This is a genomic window from Micromonospora sp. NPDC048843, assembly GCF_040649965.1.
Lineage (GTDB): Bacteria > Actinomycetota > Actinomycetes > Mycobacteriales > Micromonosporaceae > Micromonospora > Micromonospora hortensis.
In genome coordinates this window covers 1-21,253 of the sequence record NZ_JBEZGJ010000132.1, presented here as the reverse complement: position 1 = coordinate 21,253, position 21,253 = coordinate 1, and the positions used below count along the sequence as shown (strand labels likewise).

The window sequence follows — 21,253 nt, the reverse complement described above, 5'->3', positions numbered from 1 at the left end:
TCACCTGGGCGACATGAACGACCACGACTCGCTGGGCCTGTTCCAGCAGCGCCCGTCCAGTGGTTGGGGCACCCCGGAGCAGATCACCGACCCCGCCTACTCCACCACCGCGTTCCTCAAGGGCCTCAAGCAGGTCGACGGGTGGCAGGACATGCCCCTGACCGACGCCGCCCAGACGGTGCAGGTGTCGGCCTACCCGGACGCCTACGCCCAGTGGGAGCAGCAGGCCGCTGACCTGGTCGGCCAGCACTGGAACAGCTGACCCGCACCACCCGCACGCCAGCACCACCGCACCCCAGCGAGACAGCACGACACCGACCGCTGGCCGGCACCCGCAACCCGGGGTGCCGGCCAGCGGCACTTCCATTGCCGTACCCCAGGTCACTGGTCGCGGGCCGTCGCGAAGCCGGGTCCCCGCCGGGAGTGGACGCGGCGACGCCGCCTGCCCGCCGGGAGCGGACGCTGCGACACCAGCCTGCCCGGCCCGAAGCGCGGATGGCGCGCCGGTGGAAGCGGATGGCGCGGTGAGGTCGGTGGCTGTCGGGAGATCTTGGACAGTTTCCGTCCCGCGCGAACGGAAAGTGTCCAAGATCTGCGGGGATGCACCACCGCGTGCCGCGCGAGCCAACCCGCAGCGGTCAGAAGAGGACTGTGGCCAGGGTGCCGATCGGCTGGAAGCCGCAGCGCTCGTAGACGCGGCGGGCCGGGAGGTTGAAATCGTTGACGTACAGGCTGACGGTGGGTGCGACCCGCAGCAGCGCGTCGCGGACCACGGCTGCCATGGCGGCGGTGGCGATCCCCCGGCCTCGCCACTCCGGTGCCACCCAGACGCCCTGGATCTGCGCCGTCCGTTTGGTGACCACTGCCAGCTCGGCCTTGAACACGACCTTGCCGTCGATGATGCGGGCGTACGCGCGACCGCTCCGGACCAGATCGTTGACCCGTCGGCGGTAGCTGCGTCCGCCGTCCTCGGCCAGCGGGGAGACGCCGACCTCTTCGGTGTACATGGCGACCGCCGCCGGGAAGAGCCGGTCGACCTCGCCGGAGCGAACCTGGCGTACCTCCGGATCGGCCGGTACGGGTGGCAGCGTGTCGGTGACCAGCAGCGGCTGATTGGGGCGAACGTCTCGCGCTGGCCCCCACGTGTCGGAGAGGCGGTCCCACAGCCCGAGGACTGCGTCGGCCCGGCCGACGATGGAGGAGCAGAGCCGCTCCTCGCCCGCGAGCAGGTCGGCGAAGGCGGCCACCGCGGCGTCACTGGCCAGCACCGGGGTCAGGTTGCCGCCGAGCCAGCAGAGTGACTCGAGGTTGCGGCGAGCCCCGTACCCCAGGATTCTGCCCTCGGCCCGCCACCACGAGAGTCCGCGCGCGGCGATCCGCTCGGCGACCTGCGCGCCCGCGAACGGGTCATGGTCGAGCAGTCGCTCGACCGCGCGGCGCTCCGATTCCCCCAGTTGGCGTACCGGCACCGTCAGCACGACTATCAGCCTGCCAGATCGACCCCCCGCTCCGCCGGTCGAGTGCCGAGGCCGGTGCAGGCTCTGCCGGCCCACTGATCGGCCGGGTCCGCCCGGCCCACCGGACGACCGGGGGCACCAGGGCTCCGAGCAGGAGAAACAGGGCACCGAGCACGAGCCAGCCGGGTACGCCCCAGCCGAGCGCGAGGGTGGTCACCACTACCGGTGCGAGCATCTTGCCCAGTTCGTAGCCCATGCCGTACGCCCCCTGGTACTGCCCCTGGGCGTCCGCCGGCGCCAGCCCGAAGGAGATCCCCCAGCCGGCGGCGGAGTGCCACAGCTCGCCGGTGACGTGCGCGAGTGCCCCGAGGCCGAGCAGCCCCACAGCGCCGGCGGTGGGCAGCGCGCCGCTGGCGGCGAAGAGTACGCAGGCCAGGGCGATGGCCACGCCCGCTCGACGGGCGGCGCGGGCGGCTCCGGGCAGTGTGGCGGCGGTATTCGCGGCGCGTACCTGAAGGAGCACCACCAGCACGGTGTTGACCAGTGTCAACGCGGAGATCATCCAGGCGGGGGCGCGGGTGTGGCCGGCGATCCACAGCGGCAGGGCGATGGTGAGCAGGCTGAAGTGCATCGACATCAGCCCGTCGACAAGTGTGAAGGCGAGGAACGGGCGGTCCCGTAGGGCGACCAGCCGAGGGCCGTGCGTCGGGGCGGCGACCGGGGCGACGGCGGGCAGTCGAAGGAAGACCACCGCTGCGGCCAGTGATGTCGCCGCCGAGGCCAGGATCAGCGCGACGTACCCGGTTCGGGTGTCGGCGGCGATGGCGAAGCCGCCGAGGACAGCGCCGACGGAGATACCGACGTTGGTGGTGGCTCGCAGGTAGGCGCGGGTGCGGACCCGCTGGTCGGCTGGGATCGCTCCGGCGATCAGCGCGCCACGGGCACCGCGCTCGACCGCGTCGGCGAGCGCGGTGGCAGCTCCCACCAGCACGAACGTGGGGAACGACCGGACGGCGATCAGGCCGACGGTCAGGGTGCCGGCGACGAACAGCGCGCCGACCTGCACACCGCGTGGGCCGACGCGGTCGGCCAGGTAGCCGCTCGGGGCGCTGGCCACCACACCGACCAGGGCCGAGATGGTCAGCCCGATGCCGACCTCGGTGGCCGACAGGCCGACCGACCGGGTGAGGAAGAGCGCGCTGGCGACGAGCCAGAGGCCCCGCCCGACGGTCTTGACCAGAGTGCCGATGGTGAGGACCCGGGCCGGGCCCGGCGGGGGAAGCAGGCGCATGGCCGACACTTTAACAAGACGTACGTACGGTTTGGTAAAGGAGGGTTGTCGACGATGCATTGCCGATATATCGTTGATGCATCAGCGATAGTCCTAAGGAAGGAAGAACCTGATGAGGTTCCACCGACAGCACCACCCGATGCACGAGGTCCGGATGCGGGGGTTCGGCTTCCCGCCGGTCCCGCCCGGTCCGCACGGCCATGGCCACGAGCACGGACACGGCGGCCCCTGGGGCGGCCGGGGCCGTGGACGGGGTCGGGGCCGACGCCCCAACGTCCGAGCGTCCGTGTTGGCCCTGCTCACCGAGCGGCCGATGCACGGCTACGAGATGATCCAGGAGATCGACTCCCGCACCGGCGGTGCGTGGCGGCCGAGCCCAGGCTCGATCTACCCCACCCTCCAGCTCCTGGAGGACGAGGGCGTGATCGTGGCCAGCACCGAGGAGCCCAGTGGTGGGCGGAAGCGGTTCACTGTCACCGAGGCCGGTCAGGCGGAGGCCACCGAGGCCGCGCAGACCCCGCCGTGGGCGGACGTCGCCCAGGGCACTGTGAGCAGCTGGCACGACATCCGTGACTCCGGCGCGCAGGCGATGAACGCCCTACGCCAAGTGGTGATGAACGGCACCGACGACCAGCGCGAGCGGGCCGCCCAGGTGCTCGACGAGACCCGGCGCAAGCTGTACGCGATCCTCGCCGAATCCGAGTGACGCCAGGCCGCACCACACCGCCAGGCCGCACCACAGCTACGAGCACCACAGCGCACAACCGCACGATTAGCTCAAACGAAAAGCGGCCGTTCCCCGCACGGGGAACGGCCGCTTTTCCACATGGAAAATCAGTGAACGGTGACGGTTGGGCCGGTGACCAGCCCGCGCAGCTCCTCGGGGAGCTCGGCGCCCATCTCGTCGGCGATCCGCAGGGCCTCTTCGATCAGGGTCTCGACGATCTGGGCCTCGGGCACCGTCTTGACGACCTGCCCCTTGACGAAGATCTGGCCCTTGCCGTTGCCGGAGGCGACGCCGAGGTCGGCTTCCCGGGCCTCGCCCGGACCGTTCACCACGCAGCCCATGACGGCGACCCGCAGCGGCACCGGCAGCCCTTCGAGGCCGGCGGTGACCTCCTCGGCGAGCTTGTAGACGTCCACCTGGGCCCGCCCGCAGGACGGGCACGAGACGATCTCCAGGCCCCGCTCGCGCAGACCGAGGGACTCCAGGATCTGGTTGCCGACCTTGATCTCCTCGACCGGCGGAGCGGACAGCGAGACCCGGATCGTGTCGCCGATCCCCTCGGCCAACAGCGCGCCGAAGGCGACAGCCGACTTGATGGTGCCCTGGAACGCCGGCCCGGCCTCGGTGACGCCGAGGTGCAGCGGGTAGTCGCACTGCTCGGCGAGCTGCCGGTACGCCCGGATCATCACGACCGGGTCGTTGTGCTTGACCGAGATCTTGATGTCGCGGAAGCCGTGCTCCTCGAACAGCGAGCACTCCCACAGCGCCGACTCGACAAGTGCTTCGGCGGTGGCCTTGCCGTACTTGCTCAGCAGGCGCTTGTCCAGTGACCCGGCGTTGACGCCGATCCGAATCGGTGTCCCCGCCGCCCCCGCGGCACGGGCGATCTCCTTGACCTTGTCGTCGAACTGCCGGATGTTGCCCGGGTTGACCCGGACCGCCGCGCAGCCGGCGTCGATAGCGGCGAAGACGTACTTGGGCTGGAAGTGGATGTCGGCGATCACCGGGATCTGCGACTTCTTGGCGATCGCGGGCAGCGCCTCGACGTCGTCCTGGGACGGCACCGCCACCCGGACGATCTGGCAGCCGGACGCGGTCAGCTCGGCGATCTGCTGAAGGGTCGCGTTGATGTCGGAGGTGAGGGTCGTGGTCATCGACTGCACGGACACCGGCGCACCACCACCGACCGGAACCGAACCGACCATGATCTGGCGGCTGGCCCGACGGGGAGCGAGCGGCGGGGGCGGCACGGCGGGCATACCGAGACTGATAGCTGTCACTTCAGGCACTCACCTTGAGAAGAGCGTGATGGGGTTGACGACGTCCGCGGCGATGGTCAGCAGCGTGAACGCGCCACCGATCAGGATCACCACGTACGTGAAGGGCATCAGTTTGAGGTAGTCCACCCGGCCGGGGTCGGCCCGGCCGATCCGCGCGTAGACCCAGGAGCGGGCCCGTTCGAACCAGGCGATGGCGATGTGGCCGCCGTCCACTGGGAGCAGCGGCAGCAGGTTGAACACGCCGATGAAGAAGTTCAGCGACACGAAGAGCATGAAGAAGACCAGCCAGGCGTTGTTCTCCACCGCCTCGCCGCCGAGTCGGCTGGCGCCGACCACGCTGATCGGGGTGTCGACGTCGCGCTCGCCGCCGGTGAGGGCGGTCCACAGGGCGGGGACCTTCTGCGGGAGGCGCTGGAGCGCCTGGGCGGTGCCGACGGCCAGTTGACCGGTGAAGTCGGCGGTGGCGCCGAAGGCGCCGACCGGGCCGTACGTCACGCGGGTCGGGGTGCTGGGGACGAGCCCGACGCCGAGCGCGGCCACCGGCGCGGCGGCACCTGTCGGGTTGTCCAGCGGCGGACGCTGGGTCTGCGCGAGCACCGTGCTGGTGGTGTTCGGCTGCCCGTCGCGGACGTACGCGATCTGCGCGGTGTCGCCCGGCTTGAGCCCGCGCAGCGTGGTGAGCAGGTCGCCGTAGGAGTTGATCGAGGTGCCGTTGACCGAGGTGATCCGGTCCCCGTTGCGCAGTTGCCCCTGGGCGGCCGGGCTGGCCGCGTCGGCGGGGGTGCAGGCCCGCACCGCGTTCTCCGGAACCACGCACTCGCTGAGCTGGATGACGGCGGGCTCCTGGCGGGCCTGCGCGTCGGTGGTCGGGAAGTCGGGGTTGGGCAGGCCGGCGGAGACGGCGAGGATCCAGATGGTGACCAGGGCGAGCGCGAAGTGCGTGATCGACCCGGCGGCCATCACGATCGTCCGCTTCCAGACCGGGTAGCGCCACATCACGCGCGACTCGTCGCCCGGCTCGACGTCGTCGTCCTGCGGCGTCATCCCGACGATCTTGCAGAAGCCGCCGAGGGGGATGCCCTTGAGGCCGTACTCCGTCTCACCCCGCTGGAACGACCAGATGGTGGGGCCGAAACCGACGAAGTACTTCGTGACCTTCATCCCGAACGCCTTGGCGGTCAGCAGGTGACCCGCCTCGTGCAGGCTCACCGAGATGAGAATGGCCAGGGCGAAGAGGACCACCCCGAGCAGGTACGACATCAAGCTCCTTCCACCGAACCCGCGATGATCTCCTGCGCGTGCGCGCGTGCCCACGACTCGGCCGCGAGCACGTCCTCGACGGTACCTGGTTCGTCGAAGTCCGGAGCCTCCTCCAACACGCGTTCGAGGGTGTCGACAATGCCGAGGAACGGCAGTCGGCCCGCCACGAACGCGGCCACACACTCCTCGTTCGCCGCGTTGTAGATCGCCGGCCGGCAGCGCCCGGTCTCCCCGGCGGCCTTGGCCAGGGCGACGGCCGGGAACGCCTCGTCGTCGAGCGGCGCGAACTCCCAGGTGTGCGAGGCCGTCCAGTCGACGGCGGTGGCCGCCTCGGGCACCCGGTCGGGCCAGCCGATGCCGAGCGCGATCGGCAGCCGCATGTCCGGTGGGCTGGCCTGGGCGATCGTCGACCCGTCGACGAACTCGACCATCGAGTGGATCACCGACTGCGGGTGCACCATCACTGTGATGTCGGCGTAGGGCACGTCGAACAGCTCGTGCGCCTCGATCACCTCAAGCGCCTTGTTGACCATGGTGGCTGAGTTGATCGTGACGACCGGTCCCATGTTCCAGGTCGGGTGCGCGAGCGCCTGCTCGGGTGTGACCTGCGTCAACTCGTCGCGCCGCCGACCCCGGAAAGGGCCACCGCTGGCCGTGACGATCAGCCGCCGCACCTCGGCGCGCGAACCGGAGCGCAGACACTGGGCCAGCGCCGAGTGCTCCGAGTCGACCGGGACGATCTGCCCCGGCCGCGTCACAGCGGCCTTGACCAACGGGCCGCCGGCAACGAGCGACTCCTTGTTGGCCAACGCGAGGGTACGACCACCACGCAGCGCGGCCAGCGTAGGAGCGAGGCCCAGCGAGCCGACCACCCCGTTGAGCACGATGTCGCACGGCCACTGGGCCAGCTCGGTCATGGCGTCCGGCCCGGCCACGATCTTGGGAAGCTTGAAGTCACCGGTGGCCCATCCGCGCCGGCTCGCCTCGGCGTAGAACGCGAGTTGCAGATCCTGCGCGGCGGAGGCCTTGGCCACACCGACCGCCTCGACGCCCAGTTCGAGGGCCTGCGCGGCGAGCAGCTCGACGTTGCCGCCGCCAGCGCCCACGGCGACCACCCGGAACCGGTCCGGGTTGCGCCGGACGATGTCGATGGCCTGGGTGCCGATCGAGCCGGTGGACCCGAGCAGAACGAGGTCGCGGGGGGAAGTCACCCGGCCATTCTTCCCCACCCTCGCTGCACACCCGCCGGGAGCCTCAGCCCTCCCCCTCCGCCGACGCTTCGGGCAGTGCCTCCTCGCCCAGCAGGTCGGCCGGATCGATGGAGAACTCGAACGGCTCCCGCATGACGAAGCGCGTCCCGGCCGCAGCGGCAGCCACGGGCCGGTACTCCCCCTCGGTCAGCTCGTACAACGCGATGGTCGGCACCCGATTGCGCAGGTCAACCCGGAGGAAGAAGGGCACGCGTGCGGCGGCGTACTCACGCGGGCGGTCGATGATGTCCTTGCGTCGGTTTCCGGGGGAGACGATCTCCCCGAGAAGCACGGCGTGCCCGATGTCCATCGTCGTGCGACCGCCGCCGGGCGCATCGAGAATGACGATGTCCGGGATGAAGAGATCCTGGCCCGAGACGATGTTCGTCTCAAGATAAAGCCACAGCTTCGCCTGACGGGCCGCCTGCTTGAGGAGATAAGCGAGGCCCAACTCCGCGTCCTGATGGTCGTACCCGGCATGTGGTGTCACGATCACGCTTCCGCTCAGGACCTCAACCTTGGGGCCGTTGGTCTCCGGCAACAGGTCGAGGGCGAGCTGCGCAGTCCAGGGTTCGTCGTGCCACCGCAGCACGTCGAACGACGGCTCGGTGTGCTGCGGCGCCGGCTCCGGCGCGAACGCTGCCTGGGTCATCCGGGCTCACCCCCTCAGCGGACCATCCTGCTCAGCTCAGCCTAGTCGCGCCGCCCCGCCCGGTGCGGCAGCGCACACGCGGTGCGACAGATTGGGATATCGGCCTGGCCCCCGCGTTCGGGCGGCGTTCAGACCGGGGCGACGCAGAACACGACGTCGAGATAGTCGGAGCGTTTTGTCCAGTTCGAGTAGTGGTATTCGGCGAAGCCGGGCGCCTGGGCCTCGCACACCGCATCGGCCTGCGCCTCGCCGACTACGGGCTGTTCGACGCGAGCCAGCACCCGCCACGTCCCGGGACCACACGTGGCGATCTCGTACACCACTGTGGCCGCGCCACCGACGTTGCGCACACACTGGCCGGCCTGCACGAACTGCTCGTCGCCGTTCGCCTTGGCGGTGGGCGTGGCCACTGTCGGGCTCGCTCCCGCGCTGGTCTCCGCCGCTGGTGTGGCGCGGGAACCGGCCCATTCGATCACCTGGAACACCACGCCCACGATGCCGGCGATCGCGGCAGCGGCACCCAACCAGCGCAGCAGGGCCCGCAGCGGCCGGCTTGTGGTGGAACCGGTTTCGTCGTCCATGCTCGCCTCCGACCCTGCTGCTGGGCAGCCATCCGCGAATCGCGGTGCCGATCCACCTTCCACATTGACAGGTCGCCGCGAGACACGTCACGTACCCAAAGTCATCGTCAAGGGGCAGCACGACGTCCGCTGCCCACCCGGTAGCAACAGGTCAACGGCCATCCTCGGCGGTCATGACCGGTTCGGCCCGTCGGCGGCGGCGTCGGATGTCCGACTAACGCCACTACCCGGCAATGATCGACTCGGGTTCACGGACGTCGGGGTGTCCGCAGCGTGCGGACACCCCAACGTCACTGAGATCGTGGTGATCAGGCGCGATTGTCGACCGGGGGCCGCCGCAGCGGCCCCCGGTCGCTGTCAGCCGCCGTTGATGACGAACTGCGAGCCCGGCTGGATGACGATGTTGCCGTCGGCCGAGTTGGTGATCGTCACGTTGGTCAGGTTGGCGTTGCCGCGCGCGCCGCTCATCGCGAGGATGCCGGCACCGTTGACGGACTTGTCGATCCGCACGTTGGTGATCGCGAGGTTCGGTATGTTGCCGCCACCGTTCTTGAACTGGATGCCGTCGTACGTGGAGTCGATGATGTCGGTGTCCCGGATCGTGACCCCGACGATGTCCCTGGTGGCCGGGAAGATCGTGATGGCACCGAACTCCTGGTCCTCGTTCCAGAAGGCGCCACCGGTGCGGTAGAGCCCGTTGTTGGCGATCAGCGTCGTGCCGGAGAACGGCAGCGGGTCGTGGTCGGTCGCCAGCATGATGCCCGGGTAGTTGGCGGTGTCGTAGATCAGGTTGTTCTCGATCGAGTTGTCGTAGCCGCCGTAGATGGCGATGCCGTTGGCCCGCCAGGGAAGCTGGATGGTGTTGTTGACGAAGTGGTTGTCGTGCGCGATGTCGACGTTGCGGTCCTTGACGTACGGGTTGGCCCAGACGGCGAGCGCGTCGTCACCGGTGGTGCGGAAGGAGGAGTTGAACACCCGCGAGTTACGCGTGCCGTTGCTGAAGTTGATGCCGTCGGCGTACGTGTTGCGGATCCGCATGCCGGTGAACTCCAGCCCGTCGGCCGGCCCCCACAGGTCGGGGATGTTGTCGTAGTCGCGGCCCACCCAGGCACCCACGTTGGCGTGCTCGATCCAGACGTTGCTGATCTTCGTGCCGGCGCCGAAGCGACCGTTCAGACCGACGCCGCCCTCGGCGTTGCCGTCACCGCCGCGGATCCGACCCGAGCCGAAGATGGCGATGTCGGAGATCTGGGTGTTCTTGTCGATGTCGAAGCCGAAGTTGCCCTCGTGCGGGTGGTTGATGCCACCCACCACGTTCTGCGGCTCGGTCAGCGTGTAGAGCTGTGAGTGCCACATTCCGGCGCCCCGGATCGTGACGTTGCTGATGCCGACCTGGTTGTGCATGCCCCGGTTCAGCGGGTCGTCGGTCAGGATCTTCTGCTCCTGCCGCCACTGCCCGGCGGGGATCCAGACGCAGCTGATGACGCCGTTCTGGTCGTCGGTCACCGCGCGCTGGATGGCGGCGGTGTCGTCGAGCCCGTCGTTCGGGACCGCACCGTACGAGGTGATCGAGGTGCAACCGGCCGGCTGGCTCGCCGCCGGCGCCACCTGCTCCAGATCGATCATGTCGATGACGTAGAAGGAGGCGGTGTCACCCGAGTCGCGCTGCAACTTGAACCGGGTGCCGGCCGGGTACGACTGCGCCAACAGCGCGTTCGACTCGTCGAAGAGCCGCCGGGCGTCGGCCTGCGGGGTGTTGGTCAGCGCCTCCGGCCCGTCGGTGTTGCCGTAGAGCCAGCTGTGCTTCGACGACAACGTCAACTTCCGGGAGAAGACGTCGTTGACGTAGAGGCTGATGGTCGCCTCGATGCCGCCGCCACCGGGCGCGTCCGGGATGGAGTTGCGCACCACTATGGAGTTGGCCTGGTTGGCCGAGGTGAACTCGACGAACTGGCCGGTGCCGGTGAGTCGCACCGACTTGCGACCCGAGGACTCGCTGGCGAAGTTGGTGTGCCCGAAGGTCCGCAGCGGGTCGGCCTCCAGCAGCGTGCCCTGGTAACGGCCGGCCTCCGCCTCGTAGGAGACGTACGGGACGGCGGCCCCACGACCGACAACTATCGACTGGCTGAACGCGTTGTTCGTCTCGTTGGTCTCGGCGACCACGTTCGTGGCGTCGGCGGTGGCGGTGATGGTGGCGCCGCCGCTGGTGGCTGTCCAGCTACCGCTGACGGCCACTGTGACAGTCGCGCCGGCGGCGATCGAGGCGGTGTTGGTGTTGAGCGTGGTGCTGCCCGCCACCAGCCGGGTGACGGTGGTCGCGCCGGTCGCTGAGGTGCCCCGGTTGCGAACAGCCACGGTGAAGGTGACGGACGCCCCGACGGCCGGGTTCGGCGGGTTCGAGGCGATGCTGAGCACCTGGAGGTCGGGGCCGGGGGCCTGCGCCACCACCAGCGGTGATGCGGCGGTGCGGCTGTTGTTGCCGTTGTTCTGCTCGACGATCGTGTTCGCCGGGTCGACCACCGCCGAGACGGCGTAGCTGCCCATCGGCCGCGTACCGGCGTTGAGCGACACTGTGGTCGAGGCGCCCGCGGCGAGCGTGCCCACCGAGGCGCTGCCGACGACAGCACCGGCCAGGCTGAAGTTCACAGTGGTCGCACCGGCGGTGGCGGACCCGATATTCTGCACCACTGCCGAGAGGGTGACCGGAGAGACCTCGCTGGGCGACGTGGGCGACCAGGTCACCGAGTTGACGACCAGGTCCGGGTTGGGTGCCGGGGTGCCACACACCTCGAGCTCGGCCACCTGGCCGGACGGGGCGCCGGTGTTGCCGGTGAACCGCAACTGCACGTCAGCGGTGGTCGCGCTGACCGGGATGGTCACCAGGTTGGTGCCCTGGGTGAACTGGTAGGCAGCCGCCGACACCAGACTGGTGTACGAGGACGACGCCTGGTCGCGACCGAGAACCTGGATGGTCTGGGTACGGGTGCCCCAGGCCGGGTCCGGGTTGAGCTTCACTGTGACACCGGAGATGGAGTGGTTCGCACCCAGCGCCACTGTCAGGTTCTGCGGGTAGCTCGCCGCACCCTCCCAGTAGGTGGTGAGCTGCCCGTCGTTCGCCTTGTCCGGGGTGAAGCTGAAGGTGGAGCCGCTCGCCGTCATGCTCTTGCCCTGCGCCACGTTGGTGCAGGCCGGCGGGTTGCTGCCGGTGCGGGTGACGGTGTTGCTGTTGCCGGAGAGGTTGCCGGCGCCGTCGCGAGCACGGACGTGGTACGACACTGTCGCCGTCGCCGGTTGGGTGTCCTGGTAGGTGAGGACGGTGCCCAACGTGGCGATCAGGCTGCCGCCCCGGTAGACGTTGTAGCCGGCGAGCCCGCTGCCACCGGAGTCGGTGGAGGCCCCCCAGTTGAGCGTGATCGTGCTGCCCGACGTGCTGTGCGACAGCGCCCCCGGGACGCTCGGCGCTGTGGTGTCACCACTGCCGGTACGGGTCACCGTGTTGCTGTTGCCGGAGATGTTGCCGGCGGCGTCGCGGGCCCGCACGTGGTACGACACGGTCGCCGTGGCCGGCTGGGTGTCGTTGAAGGTGGTCACGGTGCCGACGGACTGGAGGAACGCGCCGTTGCGGTAGACGTCGTAGCCGGCGATGCCGCTGCCGCCCGCGTTGTCTGTCGACGCGACCCAGTTGAGGCTGATGGTGGTGCCCGACTGGGTGTACGAGAGGTTGCCGGGAACGCTCGGCGCTGTGGTGTCGGGGGTGGTGCCGCCGCTGCCGTACACCTCCAGTTCGGAGAGCTGCCCGGCCGGCCAGCCGCTGTTGGCGGTGATGGTGATCCGGACGTAGCGGGTGGAGGTCGAGCTGAAGTTGATGGTTGCGGTGCTGCCGCTGGCGGGGTTGAAGGTGTACGTCTGCGACCCGACCAGGTCGGTGAAGGACGAACCGTTGGTGCTGCCCCGCACGCTCAGCGTCTGCGTCCGGGTGCCCCAACCGGAGGTCGGCAGCTTCAGCACTACCTGGTTGACGCTCTGCGACGAGCCGAGGTCGACCTGCACCCACTGCGGGAAGGCGTTGTTGACGCTCTCCCAGTAGCTGCCCACGTTGCCGTCGACGACCTTCGACGAGTCGTAGACGTCGGCGTGGCCGCTCTCCTGGGTGGGACGGCCCTGGGCGAGGTTGGTGGCCGCCGGGGCGAAGCCGGTGCTCGACGCGGCAGCCGGGCCGGCCGGGCGGGCGGCGGCGGCCGGGTTCGCGAGGGCTGTCGCCCCGGCCGTCGCGATCAGCGCGGCGGCGGCCGTGGCCGCCACCATCCTGAACAGATTCGTTCGTCTCATCACTGTCCTTGTCGTCGGGGGACGGTTGCCGCGGTGGCTGGACCACGGGGTGGGGGTGCGGCGGTGCAGCGCCGGCCGACGCGAGAGGGCCGGTGTCGAGAGAGACGGGATGGCACGGGCGGCGCGGGGGCGCCGCTCGTCCTGGAAACACCAGACGGGTACGACCATCAACGGGCCTCCCCAGGAGGCCCGTTGAATCTTCCGAGAGCATGCACAGAACCGTGCATACCTTTGTCAAAATCTTGCGTTACTTTGGCCCAAAGGTTACTGACGTGCTACGAGAGCGTCAACACTTCGACCACCGTGACTATTGACGGACTTGTCTGCCCTGACGGCCGCAGCCCGCGCCGATGTGCCCACGAAATCGGGGAAGGCGCCGCCTCCCGACTACTGGAGGCCACACCTTCCCCGAAGTTGCGCGGATCTTGCGTCAGATCGTGCCGGAACGATCAGGCATCTGGTGCCGTCAACACGAAGGTCTCCAGCGACTCCCCGCCGTACCAGTCGGTGCGCTGACCGACATGGGTCATGCCCAGCCTCCGAGCGACAGCCATCGACGGCTCGTTGCTCGGCGACACGACCGCATAGATCTCCCGGGTACCAGCGGCGAACTCCCGGGCCACCGCCGCGCGGGCCGCCTCGGTGGCGTAGCCGTGACCCCACGCGTCCGGGTGCAGGTGCCAGCCCACCTCGATGTCGTCGGTCCGGCGCGACTCGTCGCGCCCCGGAAGCGGCTTGAGCAACAGGGTGCCCACCACCTGACCCGTCTCGCGTACCTCGATCGCCCAGGTGCCGTACCGGCCTCCGTCGGCGGCGTGCCGCTCCTGCCAGACCCGCAGCCGCTCGACGGCCTGGGCCGGGGTGGTCATCGGCAGACCCGACGCCACGCCCAGGTATCGGCTCACCTCGGGACGCGAGTAGATGTCGTAGATCCGCGCCAGATCGGCCGGATCGTCGGTCCAATCACGCAGGATCAGGCGTTCGGTGGTGAGAACAGTCATGACCGGCGATCTTAAGGAGTGACGGCCGCGACGACAGGGAAGGAGGACCCGATGGGCAACGGATGGCAGCGCGCGAAACGGATCACGAGTGCCGCGTTCCGTCCGGTGCGCGGACGGGACCTGTCGCTGCACGCCGCCGCGATCACCTTCTACGGGGCGATCGCCGTGGTGCCGGTCGCCCTGCTGGCGATCTGGCTCACCGCACTGGTGGCCGGGGCCGACCGGGTACGCCGGCTCACCTCGTACGCCGTGGAGGCCCTGCCCACAGCGATCGGCGCGCCCCGGGCGGTGGAGGCGCTCGTCGACGCCGGGGTGGGGCTGACCCCGCTGCTGGCGCTGGCCTCCCTGCTGCCCGCCTCGCTGTACGGCGAGGGCCTGCGCCGGGCGTTCGTCTCGGTGGCCGCGCCCCGCTCCGACGAGCACCTGGTCGGCTGGCGGGGCCGACTCCTGCTGCTGCCACTGCTCGCGCCGGCCCCCGCGCTGCTGCTGTCGATCCTGCTGGCGCTCCCGCTCACCACTCGTCTCGTACGCCAGGGCGGTTGGCTCGGTGTGCTCGGCGTGGTGCTGTCGTTCCTGGCGGTCTGGCTGGTGCTCACGCCGGTGCTGGTGTGGGTGTTCCGGGTCGTCGGGCCGGCCTCACCGGACTGGCTCTCCACCCTCGGGGTCGGGTCGTTCACCGCAGCGAACCTCTCCGGTTTCCTGCACGGCTTCGTGCTCTTCGCCTCGCTCCCGCTGGACCTGGGCGTGCCCTTCGGCGGCTTCGACGACATCGGCGCCGGCGTGGCCGTCCTCCTCTGGCTCTACCTGTTCCACGTGATCGTCCTGGCCGGCTACTCCGCCACCCTGGCCCTCTCCAACTGGCGCACCACCCGCACCCGCACCCCCACCCCCGAGCCCAGTTGATCATGAAGTTGTTGCCACTCTCGTCGGCGTGTCCTGGCAACAACTTCATGATCACCGCGGGCCGTGGGGTGGGGTGGGGGTCGGCGGGGGTGGGGTTAGGGGGTGTTCAGGGCTTCGGTGGGGGTTAGGCGGGCGGCTCGGATTGACGGGTAGACGCCGGCGATCACACCGACGAGCAGGGCGCCGGCTATTCCGCCTACCACCGCGGTCAGTGGGATGGTGGGCGGCCAGCCCTGGTAGCTGGCGTAGCCGACAGTGGCGAGCACCCCTAGTGCGGCCCCGGCAGCGCCACCGAGCACGCTGAGCAGCACCGACTCGGTGAGGAACTGGACCCTGATCTGGCCGCGGTTCGCGCCGAGCGCCCGGCGCAGGCCAATCTCCCGACGGCGTTCCAGCACCGAGATGACCATCGTGTTGGCGACGCCGATCCCGCCGACCAGCAGGGCGACAGCCGCCAAGCCGAGGAACAGCGCGGAGAAGCTGTCCTCGGTGGCCCGTTTCGCGGCGAGCGCGTCGGAGGGGCGGCTGACCTGGACCAGCCCGGGCAACTGCGGGTTGAGGGTGGCCGGCAGTACGGCACGGACGTCCTCCAACGCGTCCTCCCTGGCCCGCAGGTAGACGACAGTGGGGTGACCGTCGAAGCCGAGCATGGCCTTGGCGGCGTCCCACCCGACCAGCACCGAGCGGTCGAGATCCGGGGAGAGCGGCAACGGGTCCAGGATGCCGATCACCGTGAACCAGCGCTCGCCGATGAACACCTGGGGTGGTTGCCGGGGGTCCACAGTGGCGAAGCCGAGCCGACTCGCCGCGACGTAGCCGAGGACGGCTGTCGGCAGTCCGGCCGAGCCGGCGTCGAGGGCCCGCCCGCTGCGGATCCTGCCGTTGACAGTCCCCAACAGGTCCGGCCGGGACGCGAGCACTGTGAGCCCGGACGTGTCGTACCGGTCCAGCAGGTCGTTGCGGCGTACTGCGGTGTGGGTGTTCGCGACAGCGCTCGCCGTGTGGACCGGCCCGACCCGCGACGCCATGGCCGCGGCGTCCTCGGGCAGGAGGACGGGCGGGTTCTGATCCGGCACGGGCTCGGCCCGCAGCAGGTTGGTGCCGAGGGCGGAAAGCTGGTCCATCAGGTCGCGCTGGCTGGACGCGGGGATGCCCACCACGACGACCAACGTGGCGATGCCGATGGAGATGCCCAGGGCGGAGAGGACGGCCCGCATCCGGCGGGTGGTCAGGCCGAGCAGACCGAGCCGGAGTACGTCGGTCGGGGCGAGCCGTGTCGCGCTCATGCCCCGCCCCCGGTGACGGTGTCGGCGACGATCCGGCCATCGCGGATCTCCACCTGTCGAGGCGTACGGGCGGCGAGATCGCGGTCGTGGGTGATCACGGCGATGGTGGTGCCCTCCGCGTTGAGGTCTGTGAGCAGGGCGAGAACCGCCTCCCCGTTGACAGTGTCGAGAGCGCCGGTCGGCTCGTCGGCCAGCACCAGCGCGGGCTCGTTGACGAGCGCCCGAGCTATCGCCACCCGCTGCCGCTCCCCGCCGGAGAGCTGCTGCGGCAGGTGGTCGACACGGTGCGCCAGGCCGACCCGGGCCAGCGCCTCGATAGCGGTGCGGCGACGGCGACGGCGGGGCACCCCGGCGTACAGCAGGCCGGTGGCGACGTTCTCGGCGGCATCCAGCCCGTCGGTGAGGTGGAACTGCTGGAAGACGAAACCGAGCCAGCGGCCCCGCAGCGCGGAGAGCCGACGGTCGGACAGCGCGGTGACCTCCTGCCCGGCGACGCGTACCCGGCCGCTGGTCGGCAGGTCGAGGGTGCCCATGATGTTCAGCAGCGTGGACTTGCCGGACCCGGACGGCCCGACGATGGCGAGCATCTCGCCAGCGCGCACTGTCAGTGAGACGTCGTCCAGTGCTGTCACCCCGCCGGGGTACGTCCTACTGACCCCCTCGACGTTCAGCACCGGTTCGGCGATCACGATGCCGTCACCACATCGAGGCCCACGGTCACACCGGTGCCGCGGACCTCGACAAGGCCCCGGGCGAACATCCCGGTCTCCACTGCCACCAGCCCACCGTCGGGCAGTTGCAGCGCATGCCCGCCCTCGCGGAGCGCCACCAGCGCGCCGACCGGCACCGCGAGCACGCCCTTGTGGACGGCGGTGGTGAAGCGGACCTGCACAGTGGCCGCGTCCAGCTTGGCCACGTCCGCCGCCCGGCTCGGTGCGACGAGGACGTCCACCGTCGGCGGGCTGCCCTGCCCGGTGCCGCCGTCCGACCCACCGCCGCGCACCGTCTGCGAGATCGAGGCGACAGTCGCCGGGATCTCGGAGCTGTCCGGCAGGGCGACGACCACGGCGGCGCCCACAGTGATGGCGCCGACCTCGGTGGCCCCTACCGGCACGGTGATCAGCTTGACCTTCTCGGTGATGGCCAGCAGCTCACCGGCGACCGGGTCACCGGGCAGCGCCTTCACCGCGCTCACCCGGGCCGGTCCGGTCAGCACGGCGACCTGCCCGACCCCGATCGTGCCGGTGGAGTCCAGGCCGACCGCCTGCTGCCACTTCTTGATCGCACCGACGAGGCTTGCGGTGAGCACTGCCTGACCCGTGCCGATCCTCGTGCCGTCGGTGCCCCGGGACGGTTGCGAACCGGTGTGGTAGCCCAGCGCCTTCAGGTTGTCCGACACGATCCGTACGTCGCTGCCCACCAGACCTGGCTTGTCGAGCGTGCGGAAGAGCGGCGTCCCGCCGAACAGCACCGGCACCGGTCGGTCGTTCACCCAGTAGAGCGGCTTGCCCCGGGCCACCGTGTCGCCCACCTTCGGCAGCCGGGTGACGATGCCCTCCCCGGCACCCTTCACCACCCGCTCCGGGCCGAAGCCGAGCGTGCCGTTGAGCGAGCGGCTGTCCGACAGGTCGGCCCGGGTGACAGTCGTCGTCGTCACCGGCGGTGGGGCGCTCGCGGCGTCACCGCCGGGGTGACGCCGCAGAGCCAGCACGCCGACGCCGGCACCGACGGCGACCACCAGGGTCACCACCGCCACCACGATCGCCTTCCGACGGGTCGTCCGCCGACCAGGATCGTCGGTCGGGTTACTTCTTGGCACCGAAGATCTCCATCGTGCATTCCCTCTCGGCAGTGGCGAGGGCGGGACCCTCAAGGCCGCCTGCCGGGTCGGCGACCCCGTCGTCGTAGGTCCAGCCGGAGCCGTCCGGCAGCGAGTGGATCTTCATGCCGCGTCCACGGAGGCACTGGACGTAGTCGTTCCACTGGCTCACGTAGTTCGGGTTCTTCTCCGGGTCCAGCTCCGGCGGCTGGAGCGGCAGCTTGTTCGCGCACGCCACGTACGCCGCCTTAGGCTCCCCGCTCTGGTCGAGGGACAGGCCCGTACCGTCCCCCACCGGGCCGGGTTGTGACCGGCCGTCGTTCAGCTTCACGCCGTTGTCATGCAGGCAGATGTTGTACGCCCCCCAGAGCCGCTCCTCCTCCTGGTCGGTCATGTCCAAGCGGAGCTGCGGCCGACCGTTGGCGGCACCACCGGCGGGGGTGGCGCTCGCCGGGGCAGACGGGGTGACGAGTGACGCGACGTCACCGCTGGCGGCGCCCTTGTCGGCGCTGGACGCACCACCGCCGCACCCGGTGAGGGCGACGGCGAGCAGTGTGACCGCGGCGAGCCCGGCGGCGACCCGATGAGTTGAGTTGGTCATGGCGTGCAGCCTCACGCCCGGGTGTCAGAGACCTGTAAGGAACCGGTCGTCATCCGATAGCCGCAGCTCAGCGACCGTGCTGGAACCGGTCGGGGCCACGTACAGTCGCTGCCGTGTGTGCGTACGTGCTGGTGGCCGAGGACGACCAGAAGCAGGCGGAGTTGGCGCGCCGGTATCTGGAACGCGAGGGGCACGAGGTGGTCGTGGTGGCCGACGGGCGGGCCGCCCTGGAGCAGATCCGTCAGCGGCCCCCGGCGCTGCTGGTCCTCGACGTGATGATGCCGAAGGTCGACGGTCTGGACGTCTGTCGCATCCTGCGCCGGGAGTCCGACCTGCCGGTGCTCATGCTGACCGCCCGCTCGACCGAGGACGACCTGCTGCTCGGCCTCGACCTGGGCGCCGACGACTACATGACGAAGCCGTACAGCCCGCGCGAACTGGTCGCGCGGGCCCGCAGCCTGCTGCGCCGGGGCCAACGGACGCAGGCGGACCCGGTGCTGCGGGTCGGCGCGGTGCACGTCGACCCGGTGCGCCACGAGGTACGCAGCGACGGACACCTCGTCGACTGCACACCTGGTGAGTTCCAACTGCTCCAGGCGATGGCCGCCCAGCCCGCCCGGGCGTTCACCCGGGATCAGCTCCTGGGCTACCTGCACGGGTTCGACAGGTACATCACCAACCGGACCGTCGACGTGCACGTGATGAACCTCCGCCGGAAGATCGAGCCGAACCCGCGCAAGCCGGCCCGGTTGGTGACCGTGTACGGCATCGGATACAAGTTGGTCGAAGAGTCACCCCGTGTCGGGTGAGGTCCCGCTGCGCCGCAGCCTGCTGCTCCGATTGCTGGCGCTGGCCGTCCTCATCGCCATCGGGTCGATCGCGGCGACCGCGTGGCTGGCTGTCCGCACCACCACCGGGGCGATCCGGCAGGAGCAGGGGCAGGCGCTCGCCGACGACGCGCGCATCTACGACACAGTGCTCGCGTACGCGGCGACCCACCCCAACTGGGACGGGGTCGACGCGGCAGTTCGGCCGCTCGCCCAGGACGTCGGCCGACGGATCACCCTGACCACCGACACCGGTACGCCGATCGCGGACTCGGCCCCCGGCGCGGGCCCGTTGCCGACGACGTCGTCCGCGACAGTCGACGCGCTCGCCGTCGACACCGCCCTGATGCCCGGCACCACACAGCCGGGCAGCGGCGACGGCGGCACCAGCCGCATCGACCCGCGCACCACCGGGCCGTACCTGCTCCCGCCCGAGGAGCGCGCCGCGCTACGCGACAAGGCGGCCGAGGCGGTCCAGTGTCTGCGGCTGCGGGCGCAGATCGACGCCGCCGTCGTGGACGGCCCCACCGGCCGCCCTCGGATCGACACCCCGGGCACCGACCTCGCCGACAATGCCGTCTGCGGCCAGTTGAGAGAGGACCTCGCGATCCGTACGCCCACCGAGGGCAAGGCACTCGCCCAGCTCAACGCCCTGGTGAACACCTGCCTGGCGCGGCGGCGCCTGCCCGCCGTACAGGTGGACCTGAACTGGACCTGGACGAGGCAGCCGGCGGCCAGCGCACCCGACTCCCGCAGCGCGGCCGGCGTCGACCAGGAGCACAACCGGGCGGTCAGCGCCTGCGTCGGCACCAGTCGACGCGAACAACTCCTCCCGTACGTCGCTCCGGCCGCGACCCTCTTCGTCACCGACCCGGGCGGTCGCCAGTCGACCACCTTCGACCTCTCCCCCGCCAACCAGACCCGCATCGTCGCTGTCGCCGGTCTCGTCCTGCTGGTGACGATCGGCTTCACGGTCCTCGCCGGCATCCGGCTGACCCGTCCGCTACACGCGCTGACCGGGGCCGCCCAGCGGATGCGCGACGGCGACGGCGCCGCCCGGGTCCGGGTGACCGGCCGCGACGAGATCGCCCGACTGGCCGAGGCCTTCAACGACATGGCCGAACGCCGGGAACGGCTGGAACAGCTACGCCGGGCCATGGTCAGCGACATCGCCCACGAGATGCGTACGCCGGTGAGCAACATCCGGGGCTGGCTCGAAGCGGTCGAGGACGGCGTCGCGGCCCCCGACCGCCGGCTGCTCTCCTCACTACTGGAGGAGGCGACACTGCTCCAGCACGTGATCACCGACCTGCAGGACCTGGCCGAGGCCGACGCGGGCGCGCTGCGGCTGCACCGTGAAGAGGTCTACCTCACCGACCTGCTCGCCCAGGTCGCGGAGGCGCACCGGGCCCAGGCCGACCGGGTCGGGGTCACCATCACGGTACGCACCGAGGCCGACCCGCAGGTGGACGCCGACCCGGTGCGACTCCGCCAGGCCGTCGGCAACCTGGTCGCCAACGCGGTACGGCACACCCCGTCGGGCGGGCGCGTGACGATCAGCGCCAGCGCGACCCACACCGGGGTCGTCGTCGCGGTGACCGACACCGGAAGCGGTATCAGCGCCGAGGACCTGCCCCGGGTCTTCGACCGCTTCTGGCGGGCCGAGAAGTCCCGGAGCCGACAGACCGGCGGCAGCGGCCTGGGTCTCGCCATCGTGCGCAAGCTCACCGAGGCCCACGGCGGCACTGTCAGCGCCACCAGCACCCCCACTCAAGGCTCCACCTTCACCCTCCACCTACCCCCCTCCCCAACCCCAACCTGCACCGCTGCCCCCACCCCCACCCCACCTTGGTGATCAAGAGGTTTGCGTCATTCGACGGCCTGCTGGTGACGCATGCTACTACGAGTTCTTCTCGGCCAATCCCTTCCTGGTAATCGGTGAAGACGAAACGCAGGTGCGGGCCCAATTGCACATGGCCGGATTTGACG

General features: G+C 70.3%; 17 protein-coding genes and 1 pseudogene. 5 read left to right on the top strand and 13 right to left on the bottom strand.

The window, feature by feature from the left end; genetic code table 11:
- Window positions 1–262 (top strand): annotated as a pseudogene (locus AB0C20_RS26115) (hypothetical protein); the annotation flags it as partial.
- Between the two features lie 376 nt (window positions 263–638).
- On the opposite strand, the gene AB0C20_RS26110 reads toward AB0C20_RS26115, so the two are convergent.
- A complete protein-coding gene (locus AB0C20_RS26110) occupies window positions 639–1,478 on the bottom strand; it encodes a GNAT family N-acetyltransferase (protein ID WP_357191796.1) in 840 nt (279 codons plus the stop codon).
- Entirely contained in the window at window positions 1,408–2,748 is a 1,341-nt protein-coding gene (locus AB0C20_RS26105; protein WP_357191798.1) for an MFS transporter, read from the bottom strand. The genes AB0C20_RS26110 and AB0C20_RS26105 overlap by 71 nt, the downstream gene beginning before the upstream one ends.
- A 112-nt stretch (window positions 2,749–2,860) precedes the next feature.
- Between AB0C20_RS26105 and AB0C20_RS26100 the strand changes: the two genes are divergently transcribed.
- Window positions 2,861–3,454 (top strand): PadR family transcriptional regulator, encoded by a 594-nt coding sequence (locus tag AB0C20_RS26100; RefSeq protein ID WP_357568931.1) that lies wholly within the window; start codon window positions 2,861–2,863, stop codon window positions 3,452–3,454.
- A gap of 128 nt (window positions 3,455–3,582) precedes the next feature.
- On the opposite strand, the gene ispG is transcribed toward AB0C20_RS26100, so the two are convergent.
- The 7 genes from ispG to AB0C20_RS26065 all read right to left on the bottom strand — a co-directional run bounded on the left by ispG (window position 3,583) and on the right by AB0C20_RS26065 (window position 13,828).
- Window positions 3,583–4,755, bottom strand: coding sequence for a flavodoxin-dependent (E)-4-hydroxy-3-methylbut-2-enyl-diphosphate synthase (gene ispG, locus AB0C20_RS26095; RefSeq protein WP_210787026.1), 1,173 nt, complete (start codon window positions 4,753–4,755; stop codon window positions 3,583–3,585).
- Window positions 4,756–4,764: 9 nt separating this feature from the next.
- Window positions 4,765–6,015: a site-2 protease family protein gene (locus AB0C20_RS26090; RefSeq protein WP_357191803.1), complete on the bottom strand. Its 1,251-nt coding sequence runs from the start codon at window positions 6,013–6,015 to the stop codon at window positions 4,765–4,767.
- The gene (gene dxr, locus AB0C20_RS26085; protein WP_357568930.1) at window positions 6,015–7,226 is read right to left on the bottom strand and encodes a 1-deoxy-D-xylulose-5-phosphate reductoisomerase; all 1,212 of its coding nucleotides are present in this window, start codon (window positions 7,224–7,226) and stop codon (window positions 6,015–6,017) included. Before dxr ends, AB0C20_RS26090 begins: the two co-directional genes overlap by 1 nt.
- A 43-nt stretch (window positions 7,227–7,269) precedes the next feature.
- Window positions 7,270–7,917 carry a Uma2 family endonuclease gene (locus AB0C20_RS26080; protein ID WP_357568929.1) on the bottom strand — a complete coding sequence of 216 codons (648 nt, stop codon included), beginning with the start codon at window positions 7,915–7,917 and terminating at the stop codon, window positions 7,270–7,272.
- Between the two features lie 128 nt (window positions 7,918–8,045).
- Window positions 8,046–8,498, bottom strand: coding sequence for a hypothetical protein (locus AB0C20_RS26075; protein WP_357191810.1), 453 nt, complete (start codon window positions 8,496–8,498; stop codon window positions 8,046–8,048).
- Between the two features lie 357 nt (window positions 8,499–8,855).
- Window positions 8,856–12,827: a CARDB domain-containing protein gene (locus AB0C20_RS26070; protein WP_357568928.1), complete on the bottom strand. Its 3,972-nt coding sequence runs from the start codon at window positions 12,825–12,827 to the stop codon at window positions 8,856–8,858.
- 449 nt (window positions 12,828–13,276) lie between these two features.
- Entirely contained in the window at window positions 13,277–13,828 is a 552-nt protein-coding gene (locus AB0C20_RS26065; protein ID WP_357568927.1) for a GNAT family N-acetyltransferase, read from the bottom strand.
- Between the two features lie 51 nt (window positions 13,829–13,879).
- Between AB0C20_RS26065 and AB0C20_RS26060 the strand changes: the two genes are divergently transcribed.
- Complete coding sequence (locus tag AB0C20_RS26060; RefSeq protein ID WP_357191819.1) at window positions 13,880–14,731, top strand: YhjD/YihY/BrkB family envelope integrity protein; 852 nt, start codon at window positions 13,880–13,882, stop codon at window positions 14,729–14,731.
- Between the two features lie 95 nt (window positions 14,732–14,826).
- On the opposite strand, the gene AB0C20_RS26055 is transcribed toward AB0C20_RS26060, so the two are convergent.
- Genes AB0C20_RS26055 through AB0C20_RS26040 form a run of 4 tightly spaced genes read right to left on the bottom strand, consistent with a single transcriptional unit; the run spans window position 14,827 to window position 18,437 of the window.
- Window positions 14,827–16,017, bottom strand: coding sequence for an ABC transporter permease (locus AB0C20_RS26055; RefSeq protein WP_357191821.1), 1,191 nt, complete (start codon window positions 16,015–16,017; stop codon window positions 14,827–14,829).
- Entirely contained in the window at window positions 16,014–16,703 is a 690-nt protein-coding gene (locus AB0C20_RS26050; RefSeq protein ID WP_357191836.1) for an ABC transporter ATP-binding protein, read from the bottom strand. Before AB0C20_RS26050 ends, AB0C20_RS26055 begins: the two co-directional genes overlap by 4 nt.
- A complete protein-coding gene (locus AB0C20_RS26045; protein WP_357191824.1) occupies window positions 16,703–17,836 on the bottom strand; it encodes an efflux RND transporter periplasmic adaptor subunit in 1,134 nt (377 codons plus the stop codon). Before AB0C20_RS26045 ends, AB0C20_RS26050 begins: the two co-directional genes overlap by 1 nt.
- Window positions 17,823–18,437 (bottom strand): hypothetical protein, encoded by a 615-nt coding sequence (locus tag AB0C20_RS26040; RefSeq protein WP_357191827.1) that lies wholly within the window; start codon window positions 18,435–18,437, stop codon window positions 17,823–17,825. The genes AB0C20_RS26045 and AB0C20_RS26040 overlap by 14 nt, the downstream gene beginning before the upstream one ends.
- Window positions 18,438–18,550: 113 nt before the next feature.
- Here AB0C20_RS26040 and AB0C20_RS26035 point away from each other — a divergent pair, with 113 nt between their 5' ends.
- Both AB0C20_RS26035 and AB0C20_RS26030 read left to right on the top strand, forming a co-directional pair.
- Complete coding sequence (locus tag AB0C20_RS26035) at window positions 18,551–19,246, top strand: response regulator transcription factor (RefSeq protein WP_357191830.1); 696 nt, start codon at window positions 18,551–18,553, stop codon at window positions 19,244–19,246.
- A complete protein-coding gene (locus AB0C20_RS26030; protein WP_357568926.1) occupies window positions 19,236–21,119 on the top strand; it encodes a HAMP domain-containing sensor histidine kinase in 1,884 nt (627 codons plus the stop codon). The genes AB0C20_RS26035 and AB0C20_RS26030 overlap by 11 nt, the downstream gene beginning before the upstream one ends.
- The last annotated feature ends 134 nt before the right edge of the window (window positions 21,120–21,253 follow it).